This window comes from Frigoribacterium faeni (genome assembly GCF_011761235.1).
Lineage (GTDB): Bacteria > Actinomycetota > Actinomycetes > Actinomycetales > Microbacteriaceae > Frigoribacterium > Frigoribacterium faeni_A.
In genome coordinates, this window is the sequence record NZ_JAAOYW010000001.1 from 992,754 (window position 1) to 1,007,748 (window position 14,995).

Consider the following 14,995-nt stretch of genomic DNA (forward strand, 5'->3'; position numbering starts at 1 on the left):
CTAGGCGCCGCGGCCGGGCGGCGCGGCCGGGCCCTAGGCGGCCGGGCCGCGGCCCGCGAGGGAGCGCAGCTGCACCGCGGTCGCGATCGCGGCGTGGGCCGCCTCGGCGCCCTTGTCCTCCTTCGAGCCGGGCAGGCCGGCCCGGTCGAGGCCCTGCTGCTCGTCGTCGAGGGTCAGCACTCCGAACCCGACGGGCTTGCCCGTGTCGAGCGACACCCGCAGCAGGCCCGACGTCGCGGCGTCCGACACGTACTCGAAGTGCGGCGTGCCGCCGCGGATGATCACGCCGAGGGCGACCACGGCGTCGGCGCCGGCCTCGAGGGCGGCCTTCGCGACCACGGGCAGCTCGAAGCTGCCGGGCACGCGCAGCACCTCGGCCGTCGCGCCGAGGCGCTCGACGGTGGCCAGTGCGCCGGCGAGCAGGCCGTCGGTGATGGTCTCGTGCCAGGTGCCGGCGACGACGGCGACGCGCACGCCGGTCCCGTCGACGTCGATCTCGGTGGGGGCGCCCTCGACGCTCATGCGGTGTCTCCTCGTGTGGGTCCGGTGGACGGGTCTCCGTCGGCGGGGGTGCCGGCGGCGGGGTGGACGGTGGTGTGGGCGGCGGCGGCGGCGTCCGCAGCGGCGGCGGTGTCCGCAGCAGCGGCGGCGGCCCGGTCTCGCTCGTCGAGCCAGACGACGAGCTGGGCGATCGACACGACGGGCACGCCGTCGCGTGCCCCGAGCGCGACGAGGCCGGGCCAGCGCATCATCTCGCCGTCGTCGGCGACGATCTCGCTGATCGCGGCCACGGGGCGCAGGCCGGCGGCGCGCATCAGGTCGACCGCCGCCTCCGTGTGGCCGTCGCGCTCGCGCACGCCGCCGGGCCGGGCGCGCAGGGGCAGCACGTGCCCCGGCCGCCTCAGGTCGTCGCGCGCCGAGGCCGGGTCGGCGAGCACCCGCAGGGTCGTCGCCCGGTCGGAGGCGCTGATGCCCGTCGTCACGCCGACGGAGGCGTCGACGCTCACGGTGTAGGCGGTGCCCCGCGCGTCCTCGTTGCGGGCGACCATCGGCGGCAGGTCGAGGGCGTCCGCGATCTCGGCGGCCATCGGGGCGCAGACGAAGCCCGACGAGACCCGCACGGTCCACGCGAGCCACTCGGGCGTGGCCAGCTCGGCCGACAGCACGACGTCCCCTTCGTCTTCGCGGCCCTCGTCGTCGGCGACGATGACGGGGCGGCCCTGGCGCAGGTGGTCGAGCGCGGCCTCGATCGAGGAGGCGCCGGTCGCCTCGGCCGCCTCGGCCGCGACGGCCGGGTCGGTCCGGTGCACGGCGGCGGAGCCGGGTCGGACCGTGCCCGCCGCGTCGGTCGTCACGCGGTCGCCCCTGCCCCGAGCGCGAGCATGCGGCGCACGTGCCGGGCGACGACGTCGGTCTCGACGTTGACCCGGGTGCCTGCCGCCGCGGCGCCGAGCGTCGTCGCCGCGAGGGTCTCGGGGATGAGGCTCACCTCGAACCAGCCGGGCTGCTCGCCGGGCTCGCTGATGGCGCTCACGGTGAGGCTGACGCCGTCGAGCGTGACCGAGCCCTTGTCGACGAGCAGGGGCGAGAGCTCGTCGTCGAGGGTCAGCCGGACACGGCGCCACGCCTCGCCCTGCTCGGTCTCGACGACGGACGCGGTGCCGTCGACGTGCCCCTGCACGATGTGCCCGCCGAGCCGGTCGCCCACCCGGGCGGCCCGCTCGAGGTTGACCGGCGAGCCCTCCCCCAGCCCGGCGAGCGTGCTCACCGTCAGGGTCTGCTTCATGACGTCGGCGGTGAACGCGCCCTCGGCGCGGTCGACGACGGTGAGGCACACGCCGCTGACCGAGATCGAGTCGCCGTGCCCGGCGTCGTCGACGACGAGGGGTCCGCGCACGGTCAGCCGGACGCTGTCGCCGACGTCGTCGACGCGGACGACCTCGCCGACCTCCTCCACGAGCCCGGTGAACATCAGCGCGCCGCCGTCGCGCCGGGAGCGGCCGCCCACGAGGGGGCCGGGGCGTCGGACGCGCCCGCGCGGCGCGCGGTCACGGCGGCGCACGAGGAGGTGCGGTGCAGCGGTGTCATGTCGGTCTCCGTCCGGATGGGGCGGCTCCGGGGGACGACGCTGGGTCGCTCGGCAGGACGCGCTCCACAGGAGGACGCCCGGCCCGCGCTTCCTCTCATCCGGACTGTGACCGTCGGCACCGGAGTTCCACCGGTTCAACCGGCACCACGCCCTGACGGGCGTCGTACCGGGTCGCGGGCTGTGACCGCCGGTTCAGATTTGCACTGACCCCGGAGCGCGTTGCTCACCGGCGACCCTAGCACCGCGGCCCCGGAGGCGGTCGGGCCCGGGCTCAGTCGACGACGAGGCCCAGGTGCGCGGCGAGGACGCCCGCCATCGACGCGAGCTGCAGCTGGTCGATCGTCGCGCCGCGCAGGCCGTCGAGCCCGTCGACCCGGTCGAGGTCGGTGGTGCGCAGGTCGGTGTGGGCGAGGGAGGCGCCGGTCACGTCGAGCGTGCCGACGCGGCAGTCGACCAGGGCCACCCGCAGCGCCACGGCGCCCTGCAGGTCGAGCTCGCCGACCACGCAGCCCTCGAGCACCACGTCGGTGAGCCGCGCCCCGCGCAGGTTGAGGTAGTCGATCTTGCCGCCCACGACCCGCACCGACTGCCAGGAGGCGTCGAACAGCTCGGCCGACCCCCAGCGCGGGCGCTCGACGCGGACGTCGCGCCAGGTCGCCCGGGCCGACGACAGCTCGGGGGCGAACGAGTCGGACACGACCGACTCGACGACGCGCGTGCCGCGCAGGCGGGCGCCGCCGAGCCGGGGCGACTCGAACACGCACTCGGCGAACGACGACCCCTCGAGGTCGCGGTCGGTGAGGTCGGCGTCGACGAACCGCTCGAGCTCGCGGTGGTCGCGCGGCCCGAGCAGGTCGGAGCCCATGTCGACGAGGCCCTGCGGGTCGAGCGGGTCGAGCCGCGGGGCGTCGGTGCCGCCGGCCGCGCTGGCGACGGACCGGGACGAGGGACGGCGGGGCGGTGTCATGCGGCCACGCTAGCGGCGGGGTCCGACAGCGCCGCCGCCTCCTCGGCCGCCCCGGCCCGCCGGGCGCTCAGCACTCGACGACGTTGACCGCGAGGCCCGCCCGGCTCGTCTCCTTGTAGCTGTCCGCCATGTCGCGACCCGTCTGCCGCATCGTCTCGATGACGGTGTCCAGGCTGACGACGTGGCTGCCGTCGCCGAGCAGCGCCATGCGCGCGGCCGCCACGGCCGTGCCGGCGGCGATCGCGTTGCGCTCGATGCAGGGCACCTGCACGAAGCCGCCGACCGGGTCGCAGGTGAGGCCGAGGTGGTGCTCCATCGCGATCTCGGCGGCGTTCTCGACCTGGCGCGGCGTGCCGCCGAGCAGGCCGGTCAATGCGCCGGCGGCCATCGACGAGGCCGAGCCGACCTCGCCCTGGCAGCCGGCCTCGGCGCCGGAGATCGAGGCGTTCCGCTTGTAGAGGGACCCGATGGCGGCGGCGGTCAGCAGGTAGTCGCGGGCCAGGGAGGCGCGGGTCGCCCCGTGGAACCGCATCGCGTAGTAGCCCACCGCCGGCACGATGCCCGCGGCGCCGTTCGTCGGCGCCGTGACGACGCGCCCGCCGCCCGCGTTCTCCTCGTTGACGGCCATCGCGTAGGCCTGCAGCCACTGCGCCGGGAGGTCGGAGGTGAGCAGCGACGAGGCCTGGCCCTGCTCGACCGCGGTGCCGGACAGGGCGTACCGCTCGGCCCGCTCCTCCTGCAGGCGCAGCCGCTCGGCGACCTGTCGGGCGCGGCGCGGCACCTTCATCCAGCCCGGCAGGACGCCGGAGGCGGCGAGGCCGGTGTCGACGCAGGCCTCCATGGCCGCCCAGCGCGCGTCGAGGCCGGCCCCCGCGGCCTCCTCGCCGTGCAGGGCGACCTCGTTGCGCCAGGCGAGCTCGGCGATGCCGAGGCCCTCGGCGTCGCAGAGGCGCAGCAGGTCGTCGGCGTCGCGGAACGCCAGGGGCGCCTCGCGTGCGGGCACGGCGTGCTCGTCGTCGCCGTCGCGCACGACGAAGCCGCCGCCGATCGAGAAGAAGGTGTCGCGGGCGATGCTGTCGCCGGCGGCGTCGAGGGCCTCGAGGCCCATCGCGTTGGGGTGCCGCGGGATGCGCGTGAGGGGCGCCATGCGCAGGTCGCCGCGGGCGAAGGCGATCTGGTGCGTGCCCAGCAGGCGGATGCCGCCGCCCGCCTCCACCGCCTCCTGCATGCGGGCGACCACGGCCGGGTCGCCGGTCTCGGGGTCGAGCCCCGCGAGGCCGGCGAGCACCGCCGACGGCGTGCCGTGCCCGAGGCCCGTCGCGGCGAGCGAGCCGTAGAGCACCACCTCGACCCGGGCGACGTCGGCGAGGCGGCCGGCGTCGCGCACGCCCTCGACGAAGAGCCGGGCCGCGCGCATCGGGCCCACCGTGTGCGAGCTCGACGGGCCGATGCCGATCGAGAAGAGGTCGAGGCCGGAGACGTAGTCGGTCATCGTGCTGCTCCTGGTGCTGTCGGGGAGTCGGGTGCGGACGCGGTCGCGCCCCGGGCGTGCTCGGCCATCGCGACCGACATGTCGGCGAGGAACCGCTGCACCGTGCGCAGCTCGGCGTCGTCGAAGCGGTCCATCACGGCCCCGCTGAGCCGGCCGAGGGGGCCGAAGAACTGGCCGGCGACCGCGCGCGCGGCCTCGGAGTAGTGCACGAGCACGCGGCGCCGGTCGACGTCGTCGCGGCTGCGGTGCACGTGGCCCGCCCGCTCCAGCCGGTCGATGACGCCCGTCGCGGCGCCCGAGGTCACGCCGAGCAGCTCGCCGAGCCGGCCCGAGGTGACGGGGTCGCCGCGCTGCTCGGCCTGCATGACGTGCAGCAGCGCCTCGAGGTCGATGTGGCCGAGGCCCTGCTGCCCGGCGAAGGCCTGGGCGACCCGCTGCGACTCGGTGGTGAGCCGCTGCATCGAGCTGACGACGTCGCGCCGGACGACGTCGTCGTGGGCGCGGGGGCGCTCGGCGTCGTGCCCGCCCGGTGCGGGCGTCGCGGTCGTCGTCGGGTCGGTCATCGCGCCTCCTCCCCCGATTCTCGTCGATCCCGGGCGCGCGGTGTGCCATGGGCTCAGTCGCTGAGGCTCTCCGGGCCCTGCCGTGGACCGGCGAGAGGCCCCGGATCGACCTCCGAGGCCACCCTCGGGTCGATCGGAGGCCTCTCGCCCTCCCGGTCGGGACCGTGGGTCAGCCGCAGGCGCCCCAGAGCCCGGTCCCCGCGTCGCGGGCCGCCGCCTCGGCCGCGACGAAGGCGTCACGGTAGCGGTACGGCTGGTCGTAGGTGTCCTCGGTGCCGAAGCCCGAGGCGACCAGCTGCTGGTTCAGCATGCCGCCTCCCTCGGTCCAGACGTAGCGGAGCAGCCGGTCGTAGCGGTCGGCGTCGCCCTGCGAGGCGTCGTCCTCGAGCCAGACCGTCGAGCCGACGGGCAGCAGGCCCGTCGTGTAGGCGCTCGCCTCGGGGCCGAAGCAGTCGACCGGGGCGTCGGGCTTCACCGTCTCGGGCGTGTCGACCCCGATCAGGCGGATGCGCTCGCGCCGGCCGTCGTCGGTCGTCACGACGACGAGCGTGTCGCCGTCGACGACGCGCTCGACGCCGGCCTCGACGGCCCCCGCGGGCACCGACGACGGCGGCGCGACGGCGCCCGGCGACCCGCCTCCCGGGCCGCCGTCGAGCAGCTGCGGGAACGCGATCACGACGACGGCGCCCACGACCACCACGGCGAGCCCGAGCAGGGCGCGCCGGCTGCGGGCGGAGGAGCGGGTGCGGCGACGGGACGCCGCGGTCGAGCGGCTCACTCGGCCAGCCGCGTGCCGCGCAGCTCGGGCAGGGCGAGGGCCGCGGCGGCGGCCACCACGAAGACGCCGCCGAACACGGCGAAGAGCACCGGCGTCCCGCCGAGGACGAGGAGGGGCGGCACCGTCAGCGGGGCCGCGATCGAGGCGATCCGGCCGACGCCCGCCGCCCAGCCCGCCCCCGTGCCGCGCAGCCGCGTCGGGTAGAGCTCGGGGGTGACCGCGTACAGCGCGCCCCAGGCGCCGAGGTTGAAGAACGACAGGAACATGCCCGAGACCACGATCTGCGCCGCGCTGCCGCTGACAGCGCCGACGCCGAAGGCGGTGGCCGCGACGGCCGAGCCGAGCAGGAACGTCGCGAGCGTACCGCGACGACCCCACCGCTCGACCAGCCAGGCCGACGCGGCGTAGCCCGGCAGCTGCGCGAGGGTGATGAGCACCGTGTACTCGAACGACTTCACGAGCGGGAACCCGGCCTCGACCAGCAGGGTCGGCAGCCAGACGAACGCGCCGTAGTACGAGAAGTTCGTCGCGAACCAGACGAGCCAGATCGCGACCGTGCGGCGGCGCAGGCCCCCGCCGAGCAGCGAGCCCACGGAGGCGCGGGGCGCGTCGGGCGAGCGGGTCGCGTCGGGTGCGTCGGTCGCGGCCGATGCCGGGGCCGGTGCTGGCGCCAGTGCCGGTGCCGCTGCCGGTGCCGGTGCCGCGGCCCCGGTCGCTGCGGGCGACGCCCCCGGCGCGGGCGACGGCACCGGCACGCCCGCGGCCTGCTCGAACAGCCGCACCGTCCGCTCCGCCTCGTCGTGTCGTCCGCGCGACTCGAGGAACCGCACCGACTCGGGCATGCGCAGGCGCACGAAGACGGCGTACAGCGCCGGCAGAGCGCCGATCAGCAGGGCCCAGCGCCAGCCGTCGTCGCTCGTCGGCACCACGAGCCAGCCCACCAGGGCCGCCGCGATCGAGCCGACGGCCCAGAAGGCCTCGAGCAGCACGACGACGCGGCCGCGGATGCGACGGGGCGAGAACTCCGAGACGAGGGTGGAGGCCACCGGCAGCTCGGCGCCGAGGCCGAGGCCGACCACGAAGCGCAGCACGAGCAGGGCGCCGACCGACCAGCTCAGGGCGCTGACGCCGGTCGCGAGGCCGTAGACGAGCAGGGTGAGGGCGAACACCGTCTTGCGGCCCAGCCGGTCCGACAGCGAGCCGCCGACGGCGGCGCCGATCGCCATGCCCGCGAACCCGGCCGAGGCGACGAACGCGAGGGCGCCCTTGTCGCTGCTCCAGACGACCGCGAGCTGGGCGATGACGAACGACAGCAGCCCGACGTCGAGGGCGTCGAGCGCCCAGCCGAGTCCCGAGCCGACGAGCAGGCGCCCGTGCCGCCGGGTGAAAGGCAGCTCGTCGAGCCGCTCGGTGCGGGTGGGGGGCGTGCGGGTCGCGACGTCGTCGGTCATCGGGGTCCTGGGGTGGGAGGGCGGAGGAGCACGGCCCGGTGCCGCGTCAGGGCGCCGGGTCCGCCGACGGGCCGCCCTCGGCGAGCGCGAGGCCGAGGTGCTGCGCGTACTGCTCGGCCCGGCGCCGCACCTGGGCGCGTCGACGATCGGTCCACGCTACCCAGGGATCGATCTCGACCGCGACCGTGCCGCGCGCGACCGTGCTCCGCCAGGTGCCGACCACGCGCCCGTCGACGACGACGGCGGGCAGGAACCGCCCGTTCGCGGCGGGCACGAGGCGACCGGCGTCGGCCGGCGCGAGCGACGCCTCCCTCGCCCCGTAGCCGAGCAGCAGCTCGTCGAAGGACGGCAGGAGGCGCAGGTCGCCCCGGGCGGGACGCCCCGGCTCCCCCTCCCCCCGCTCGATCCACGCGACGCCGTCGACGACGGTCGTCTCGACGTCGCCGACGAGCGCCACGGCGTGCCGTGCCTCGGTGAGCGTGAGGCCGCCCCACCACGCGACGTCGTGCACGGTGGCGGGACCCCGGCGTGCCAGCCAGCGCCGGACGTACTCGGCGAGCGCCTCGTCCCGGTCGCCGACGCCGCGCGTGCCGGGGAGCCACTCGTCGAACAGCGCGAAGCCCTGCTCGGTGCCCCGCGGCTCGGCGAAGACGATCACGCACCGTGCGCTGAGCCAGCGCAGCAGGTGCGAACCCCGCTCGCCCGCGGTGTCGACGCCGGCCCGGCCGACGGCCCCGAGCAGCTCGGGCCTCGACAGCCTGCCGTGCTCGGCGAGGGAGGCGACCACCGCCTCCTCGGCCCGGGCGAAGTGCTCCGGCTCGAGGCCGGCGCGTCGCCAGAGGCCCCGGCTGGCGAGCAGCGAGCGCGGGGCCAGCAGCTCGGTCAGCCACCGGAGGTCGTCGCCCGCGGTGACGAAGAGCGTGCCGCGGGCGGGCCAGCCGCGGACGACGCTGCGGTCGGCGAGGGCGGCCCGGACGGCGGCCGCGTCGGCGCCCCGGGTGCGGAGCGCGAGGGCCCACGTCGCGGCCGTGAGGTCCTGCGCCTGGGTGCCGAGCATGCCCCGCGCGGTGTCGGCCACGGTCGCGTCGCCGGGCACCGAGGCGCGCTGGGCCGCGGTGCGGGCGACGGCCACGGCGCGGAGGCGCGTCGTGGCCGAGGTGCCGGACGAGGAGGCGCGGGCCATGCCCGCAGTGTAGGAGCCGTGAAGGTGCCCGGCGGGTCGGGCGCGTGGACGATGTGACCGTAGGCTCCGGCGCACCGGACCAGCTCGGTCCGAGACGGAGGCACCACCATGGCAGAGAAATCGGCGAAAAAGGGAACAGCGAAGACGGCGGTGCGGAGCCTCAAGGAGAAGCGCGCCGACAAGAAGGACAAGCGCGACACCGCGTCGCACGCGGAGGACGCGGTCTCGTCCGTCAAGAAGCGCTGACCCGGCCGTCGGGGGACGCCGCCGCGCCGCGGCGCCCCTGACCACCGTCACGACCGGGACGTGCGCCGTCCGATCGGGTGACAACGGGCGTGATGCCGAGATACCCTCGGCTCGGGGCGACAGGGCCCCGATCTGGAGGACCCGCCATGACCCGACGCACCGCCACGCCCCTCTCCCGACCCGCCCGACAGGCGGGCACCCCGCGACGAGGCCGACTGCGGGCCGTCGCCGCCGCCGCCACGACCGGCGTCGTCGCGCTGGCCCTCGCCCTCGGGGGCGCGACCACCGCCTCCGCTGCCCAGGGGTCGTCGTGGGGCGAGTTCCAGGTCACGGGCTCGGCCCGGGCCTACACGGGCACCATGACGCTCGACGGCGGGTTCCCCGCCACGACGTTCACCTCGACCTCGCGGCAGGCCACCGTGCCCAGCGGCTCGAGCACCTGGCAGGCGGCCTCGACGCCGCCCGGCGTCCAGTACGGCAGCAGTCGGGGGCTGCCCTACCTGAACCAGCGCCCGGCGCAGGACTCCCCCACCGCCGCCGGCGCCGCCGTCACCACCTACACGTTCGCCTCGGCGACCCCCTCGTCGGGCTGGTCGTTCGTGCTCGGCGACATCGACGCCGACCAGGCCCGCGTCACCGCGACCGGCGTCGGCGGCGTCACCGTGACCCCGGACCAGCTCGGGTTCCAGGGCGTCTACAACTACTGCCAGGGCGGCGGGACGCCGTCCTGCGACAGCGCGGGCGTCGGCGACCGGCCGCGCTGGGACGCGGCCTCGCAGACCCTCGTCGGCAACCCGGCCGGCACCGACACCGAGGGCGCCGCGGGCTGGTTCAGCCCGTCGGTGCCGCTCGAGACCCTGACGATCACGTACCAGCAGCGCACCGGGTTCCCCGTCTACCAGACGTGGTTCGCGACCAGGACCTTCAGCGCGTCGGGGACGGCGACCGTCGGCACGGGCGAGACGGCGACGCCGTACGCCGGGGCCACCGTCACGATCAGGAGCGCGGCGGGCGCCGTCGTCGCGACCACCGAGACGGACTCGGAGGGCCGCTGGGCGGTGCCTGCCCTCGTCGCCGCCGCCGGCTACACCGCCACCGTCACGCCGCGGGGCGCGGACGACGCGCAGCCCGTCGGCTTCTCGACCGCCACCACGGACGCGACGGGGGTGGACTTCGTGTTCCCGGCCGACGCCGTGGTGCCCGAGACCGTGACGGCGACCGGCGTCGTCGTCGAGGGCGACGAGACCGGCACCCCCGTGGCCGGGCGCGAGGTGCAGATCGTCGCCGAGGGCTCGGACGTGCCCCTCGCCTCGACGACCAGCGCGGACGACGGCACGTTCTCGTTCGCGGGCCTCGACCCCGACAAGCAGTACGCGCTCGTCGACGTCGCGAGCGGCCTCTCGACCGGGTTCTCGGCGCCGCAGGACATCACCGGATACGTCGTGCCCGAGGAGCCTGCCACCGTCGCCGCCAGGGGCACGATCAGCAACGCCGACGGGACCCCCGCCGCGGGCCAGACGCTCGACTTCGTGCCGGTGCCCGACGACCCGGACGCCCAGCCGACGAGCCCCGACGCCACCGTGACGACCGGCGCCGACGGCAGCTTCGCGGTCGACGGGCTCACCCCCGGCGGCGACTACGTGATCGTCGTCGGCGACGACGCGGAGCACCCGATCCCCTTCACGGCTCCCGCCCTCGGCGAGACGCCCGTGCCGGTCGACCTCGTCGTGCCCACGGCCGACTCCGTCTCGGTCGACGGCACCGTCGTCGACGCGGCCGGGGCCCCCGCGCCCGGCGTCGCGGTCAGCCTGCTGCCGGCCGACGGCGACGTGCCGGTCGCGACCACCGAGACCGAGGCCGACGGCCGGTTCGTCTTCACCGACCTGACGCCCGGGACGACCTACCGCCTCCTGGTCGACGGGGCGGGCGACCCCGTCGAGTTCGTCGCGTACGTCGACCGGACGCTCGGCACCTTCGCGCTGCTCGCCGACGAGGTGCCGCCGGTGCAGCCGCCGGTGACCGACCCCGGCACGGGCGACCCCGGCACCACGCCGGGCGGCGGCTCGGGCACGGCGCCGAGCAGCGGCACGGGCACCGGCGCCGGCTCCGGCTCGGGCACGGGCACGTCGACCGGCACGGCCGGCGGCCGCGGCCCGCTCGCCTTCACCGGCGGCGAGCTCGACCAGCCCCTGCTGCTCGCGGGCGGGCTGCTGGCGGCGGGGCTGGGCCTCGTGGGCGCGGGCGCCGTGCTGCGGCGTCGTCGCGCGGCGTCGGCCCCGGCGGCCGAGGTGACCTCCTCGGGGCGCTGACCCGCGCCTCCTCGGCCTCCTCGGCCGGGCACCGACGACGCCCCCGACCACGACGGCCGGGGGCGTCGCCGCGTCCGCGGGCGGCGCGCTGTACCCCGGACGCGGAGCCGACTCGGCGGGTGCGGCCGCGCGCGCGGGCCTACCGTCCAGGGCGCGCCCGGTGGACTCCCGGGGCACCGCGGAACCGCCCGAGGAGGCACACATGAAGGCAGTCGTCTGGCACGGCATCGGGGACATCCGACTCGACGAGGTCGAGAAGCCGACCATCCAGGACCCGAACGACGCGATCGTCCGCATCACGCGCAGCGCGATCTGCGGCACCGACCTGCACTTCGTGCGCGGCACGATGGCGCCGATGCAGGAGGGCACGATCCTCGGCCACGAGGCCGTCGGGGTCGTCGAGCAGGTCGGCGACGCGGTGCGCGGGTTCAGCCCCGGCGACCGGGTCGTCATCAACAGCACCGTCTCGTGCGGCTCCTGCCGGTACTGCCGCGAGGGGCACACGGCCCAGTGCGACAAGGCCAACGTGAACGGCCCCGACGCGGGCACCGCGTTCTTCGGCGGCCCCACCTCGACGGGCCCGATCGACGGCCTGCAGGCCGAGTGGGTCCGCGTGCCGTGGGCGCGCAACAGCCTCCACCCGCTGCCCGACACGGTCAGCGACGACCAGGCGATCCTGCTCAGCGACATCTACCCGACCGGCTGGTTCGGGGCCGAGCTCGCCGGCGTGCGTCGCGGCGACGTCGTCGCCGTGCTCGGCGCCGGCATCGTGGGGCAGTTCGCGATCGCGTCCGCGTTCCAGCAGGGAGCCTCGCGCGTCATCGCCATCGACGGCCTCGAGGACCGCCTCGCCCAGGCCCTCGCCCAGAACGCCGAGGTCGTCGACTTCAACCGCGAGGACCCGGTGCAGGCCGTCAAGGACCTCACCGACGGCATCGGCGTCGACGCCGTGATCGACGCCGTCGGGGTCGACGCGCAGCACCCGTCGTCCGGGCCCGCCGCCCCCTCCGCCGAGGAGAAGAGCGGCTTCGAGCAGGAGGTCGCTCAGGTCGCGCCCGACGCCGCGCCCCGGGGCGACCTGTGGGTGCCCGGCGACGCGCCTTCGCAGGCCGCGCGCTGGGCCGTCGAGATCGTCGCGAAGTACGGCCGGATCGGCGTCATCGGCGTCTACGCGCCCACCGTCGAGACCTACCCCATCGGCGCCGCGATGCTCAAGAACCTCACGATCCGCATGGGCAACTGCGACCACCACTCGGTCACCCCGCCGCTGATCGAGCGCGTCGCCGCCGGCCTGTTCGACCCGACGGCGCTCATCACCGAGCGCGAGCCGGTCGGAGACGCCATCGCGGCCTACGAGGCGTTCGACCGCCGCGAGCCGGGCTGGCTCAAGGTCGAGCTGACGACGGCGTAGGCCCCGGGCCCTGCGGGGCACGGGACAGCCGAGGAGGCGCGGTGCAGGCACGACCTGCACCGCGCCTCCTACGCGTCACGGCTCCGGCGCCTCAGGGACGGACGATGCCGGCTCTGAGCTCGTCGTCGGACAGCTCGGGCGGGCCGTCCTCGGCGGCCTGCGGGTCCATCCACACGGCGTCCCAGTGGTGGCCGTCGAGGTCGTCGAAGCTCTTGCTGTACATGAAGCCGAAGTCCTGGGCGCCGGCGGAGGTGCCGCCGGCCGCGAGGGCCTTCTCGTGGAGCGCGTCCACCGCCTCCTTGCTGTCGGCGGAGAGAGCGAGCTGCACCTCGGTGCTCGTCCGGGCGTCGATGATCTCCTTGCCCGTGAACTGCGCGAAGAACGGCCGGGTCAGCAGCATCGCCCGGATGGTGTCGCTGACGACCACGCTGACGGCGTTCTCGTCGCTGAAGCGGGGGTCGACGGCCCAGCCGAGGGCCTCGTAGAACCGCCGGGCGGCCGGCAGGTCGTCGACGGCCAGGTTGACGAAGATGATCGTGGGCACGGCGCCGTCCGCTCTCTCGGTCCACCGGGGCCGGTCGCCCCGGTGCGTGCTGGAAGTGTGCCGCCGGGCGTGCACGACGTCAAGGGACGGAGCCGGCCGCCCGCGCCGTCGTGGGATGCGGGCGCCGCACAGGACGCGGGTGTTGCCTGACGCCATGCAGAACACCACACTCGGCAACGTCGACGGCGGACTCGACGTCGGTCGCATCGGCCTCGGCCTCATGGGCATGTCCGCCTTCTACACCGGCAGCGGCACGGACGACGACGAGTCGGTCCGCGTGATCCACGCGGCGCTCGGCCACGGCGTCACCCTGCTCGACACGGCCGACATGTACGGACCGCACACGAACGAGCAGCTGCTCGGCCGCGCCCTCAAGGGCCGTCGCGACGACGCCGTCGTCGCCACCAAGTTCGGCAACGTCACCGACCCCGAGGCACGAGCCGAGCGGGCGATCGACGGCCGCCCCGAGTACGTGCGCGCCTCGATCGACAGCTCGCTCAAGCGTCTCGGGATCGACCACGTCGACCTGTACTACCAGCACCGCGTCGACCCCCAGGTGCCCATCGAGGACACCGTCGGCGCCATGGGCGAGCTCGTCCAGGCCGGCAAGGTGCGGTTCCTCGGGCTGTCGGAGGCGTCGCCCGAGACGATCCGCCGGGCCCACGCGACCCACCCGATCACGGCCCTGCAGACCGAGTGGTCGCTCTGGAGCCGCGAGGCCGAGGCCGAGGTGCTGCCGACCGTCCGCGAGCTCGGCATCGGCTTCGTGCCGTACTCGCCCCTGGGCCGCGGGTTCCTCACCGGCACCCTGCGCTCGGTGGACGAGCTCGCCGACGACGACTTCCGCCGGTTCAACCCGCGGTTCGACGGCGACAACCTCAAGGCCAACGTCCGCATCGTCGAGCAGGTCGACGAGGTCGCCCGCCAGGTCGGCGCGAAGCCCGGCCAGGTCGCGCTCGCGTGGCTGCTCGCCAAGGGCGAGGGCATCGTGCCCATCCCCGGCACGAAGCGCCGCGCCTACCTCGACGAGAACGTCGCCGCCGACGCGATCGAGCTCACCGAGGAGCAGGTGCACCAGCTCGACGACGTGGCCGCGCCCCGGGGCGACCGGTACGCCGACATGTCGACGATCGACCGCTAGGGGCGCGCCCGGCCCGGCCTGCCGGCCGGCCCGCCGCCGATCGTCGAGGGCGGGTCTTCCGGGTCCAGGGCGGGTCTCTCGGGACCCGCCCTCGGCCCGGAAGACCCGCCCTCGACGCGTGCCCGGCCGAGGAGGCGCGGGTACGGTCGACCGATGGACGACGTGATCAGACGACGCGCCCTCGTGCACGGCACCGTGCAGGGCGTCGGGTACCGCTTCTCGACCGAGGGCGAGGCCGACCGCCTCGGCGTCGACGGCTTCGTGCGCAACCGTGCCGACGGCACCGTCGAGGTCGAGGCCGAGGGCACGCCGGAGGCGGTCGGGATGCTGCTGGCCTGGCTCGAGGAGGGGCCCGCCGGCTCCGTCGTCGAGCGCGTCGACGTCGAGGAGCTCGCGCCGACGGGCGAGGGCGGCTTCGAGACGCGGCGCTGAGCGGGCCCGCACGGGGCAGGCCCGGCATCGTCCGGGTGGGCACCGACCGGACAGGCACCGTCCGGCCCCGGGACGGAGAAGACCCGACCCGGGTGCTCACACGCACCCGACAGCGTGGAGTTCCCGGACCGGGCCGGTGGCGCCCGCGAAGGGCGCGCCACAAGTAGTAGCAGGCCGGACCCGAGCGTCGCCTGAGACGCGCGGGCGGGCGCGTGATCCGTGCACGCCGTGCAGATCCGCGTCCCGACCTCACAGAGGAGGCTCGGCGTGCGTCTCCATCATGAGCAGCACCACCGAGACAGGAGCGCCCGATGACCACGACCTCCGTCGTCCCCCCGACGATCGACAGCACCGCAGCCCCCTGCCGGCGGGCTCCGTGTGGTCCCGTC

General features: G+C 75.9%; 14 protein-coding genes, 1 pseudogene and 1 riboswitch. Of the genes and pseudogenes, 5 read left to right on the plus strand and 10 right to left on the minus strand.

From position 1 onward, the window contains the following. Positions 1-33: 33 nt before the first annotated feature. The 9 genes and pseudogenes from ribH to FHR78_RS04625 all read right to left on the minus strand — a co-directional run bounded on the left by ribH (position 34) and on the right by FHR78_RS04625 (position 8,523). On the minus strand, positions 34-522 hold the full coding sequence (gene ribH / locus FHR78_RS04585) for a 6,7-dimethyl-8-ribityllumazine synthase (protein ID WP_166759273.1): 489 nt from the start codon (positions 520-522) through the stop codon (positions 34-36). Positions 523-656: 134 nt separating this feature from the next. After that, positions 657-1,310, minus strand: a pseudogene (ribB, locus tag FHR78_RS04590) (3,4-dihydroxy-2-butanone-4-phosphate synthase); the annotation flags it as partial. Positions 1,311-1,351: 41 nt separating this feature from the next. Next, positions 1,352-1,972 carry a riboflavin synthase gene (locus tag FHR78_RS04595; protein ID WP_166759274.1) on the minus strand — a complete coding sequence of 207 codons (621 nt, stop codon included), beginning with the start codon at positions 1,970-1,972 and terminating at the stop codon, positions 1,352-1,354. 198 nt (positions 1,973-2,170) lie between these two features. Further along, positions 2,171-2,310: riboswitch (FMN riboswitch) on the minus strand. A gap of 50 nt (positions 2,311-2,360) precedes the next feature. After that, positions 2,361-3,056, minus strand: coding sequence for a pentapeptide repeat-containing protein (locus FHR78_RS04600; protein WP_166759275.1), 696 nt, complete (start codon positions 3,054-3,056; stop codon positions 2,361-2,363). Between the two features lie 67 nt (positions 3,057-3,123). Then, positions 3,124-4,548 carry an L-serine ammonia-lyase gene (locus FHR78_RS04605; protein WP_166759276.1) on the minus strand — a complete coding sequence of 475 codons (1,425 nt, stop codon included), beginning with the start codon at positions 4,546-4,548 and terminating at the stop codon, positions 3,124-3,126. Beyond that, positions 4,545-5,111 (minus strand): MarR family winged helix-turn-helix transcriptional regulator, encoded by a 567-nt coding sequence (locus tag FHR78_RS04610; protein ID WP_166759277.1) that lies wholly within the window; start codon positions 5,109-5,111, stop codon positions 4,545-4,547. Before FHR78_RS04610 ends, FHR78_RS04605 begins: the two co-directional genes overlap by 4 nt. A 169-nt stretch (positions 5,112-5,280) precedes the next feature. Next, a complete protein-coding gene (locus FHR78_RS15560) occupies positions 5,281-5,889 on the minus strand; it encodes a thermonuclease family protein (protein WP_166759278.1) in 609 nt (202 codons plus the stop codon). Further along, positions 5,886-7,340: an MFS transporter gene (locus tag FHR78_RS04620; protein WP_166759279.1), complete on the minus strand. Its 1,455-nt coding sequence runs from the start codon at positions 7,338-7,340 to the stop codon at positions 5,886-5,888. Before FHR78_RS04620 ends, FHR78_RS15560 begins: the two co-directional genes overlap by 4 nt. Before the next feature lie 46 nt (positions 7,341-7,386). Continuing rightward, positions 7,387-8,523: a winged helix DNA-binding domain-containing protein gene (locus FHR78_RS04625; protein ID WP_166759280.1), complete on the minus strand. Its 1,137-nt coding sequence runs from the start codon at positions 8,521-8,523 to the stop codon at positions 7,387-7,389. 108 nt (positions 8,524-8,631) lie between these two features. On the opposite strand from FHR78_RS04625, the gene FHR78_RS04630 reads away from it, so the two are divergent. The 3 genes from FHR78_RS04630 to FHR78_RS04640 all read left to right on the plus strand — a co-directional run bounded on the left by FHR78_RS04630 (position 8,632) and on the right by FHR78_RS04640 (position 12,489). Further along, a complete protein-coding gene (locus tag FHR78_RS04630; RefSeq protein ID WP_166759281.1) occupies positions 8,632-8,769 on the plus strand; it encodes a hypothetical protein in 138 nt (45 codons plus the stop codon). A gap of 146 nt (positions 8,770-8,915) precedes the next feature. Beyond that, positions 8,916-11,078: a carboxypeptidase regulatory-like domain-containing protein gene (locus FHR78_RS04635; protein ID WP_166759282.1), complete on the plus strand. Its 2,163-nt coding sequence runs from the start codon at positions 8,916-8,918 to the stop codon at positions 11,076-11,078. A gap of 202 nt (positions 11,079-11,280) precedes the next feature. Next, complete coding sequence (locus FHR78_RS04640; protein ID WP_166759283.1) at positions 11,281-12,489, plus strand: zinc-dependent alcohol dehydrogenase; 1,209 nt, start codon at positions 11,281-11,283, stop codon at positions 12,487-12,489. Between the two features lie 91 nt (positions 12,490-12,580). Here FHR78_RS04640 and FHR78_RS04645 read toward each other — a convergent pair whose 3' ends face one another. Further along, complete coding sequence (locus tag FHR78_RS04645; protein WP_166759284.1) at positions 12,581-13,033, minus strand: VOC family protein; 453 nt, start codon at positions 13,031-13,033, stop codon at positions 12,581-12,583. A gap of 154 nt (positions 13,034-13,187) precedes the next feature. Between FHR78_RS04645 and FHR78_RS04650 the strand changes: the two genes are divergently transcribed. Together FHR78_RS04650 and FHR78_RS04655 are read left to right on the plus strand one after the other, a co-directional pair. After that, positions 13,188-14,174, plus strand: a complete 987-nt coding sequence (locus FHR78_RS04650) for an aldo/keto reductase (RefSeq protein WP_166759285.1) — start codon at positions 13,188-13,190, stop codon at positions 14,172-14,174. Between the two features lie 153 nt (positions 14,175-14,327). Then, positions 14,328-14,606, plus strand: coding sequence for an acylphosphatase (locus FHR78_RS04655; protein ID WP_166759286.1), 279 nt, complete (start codon positions 14,328-14,330; stop codon positions 14,604-14,606). The last annotated feature ends 389 nt before the right edge of the window (positions 14,607-14,995 follow it).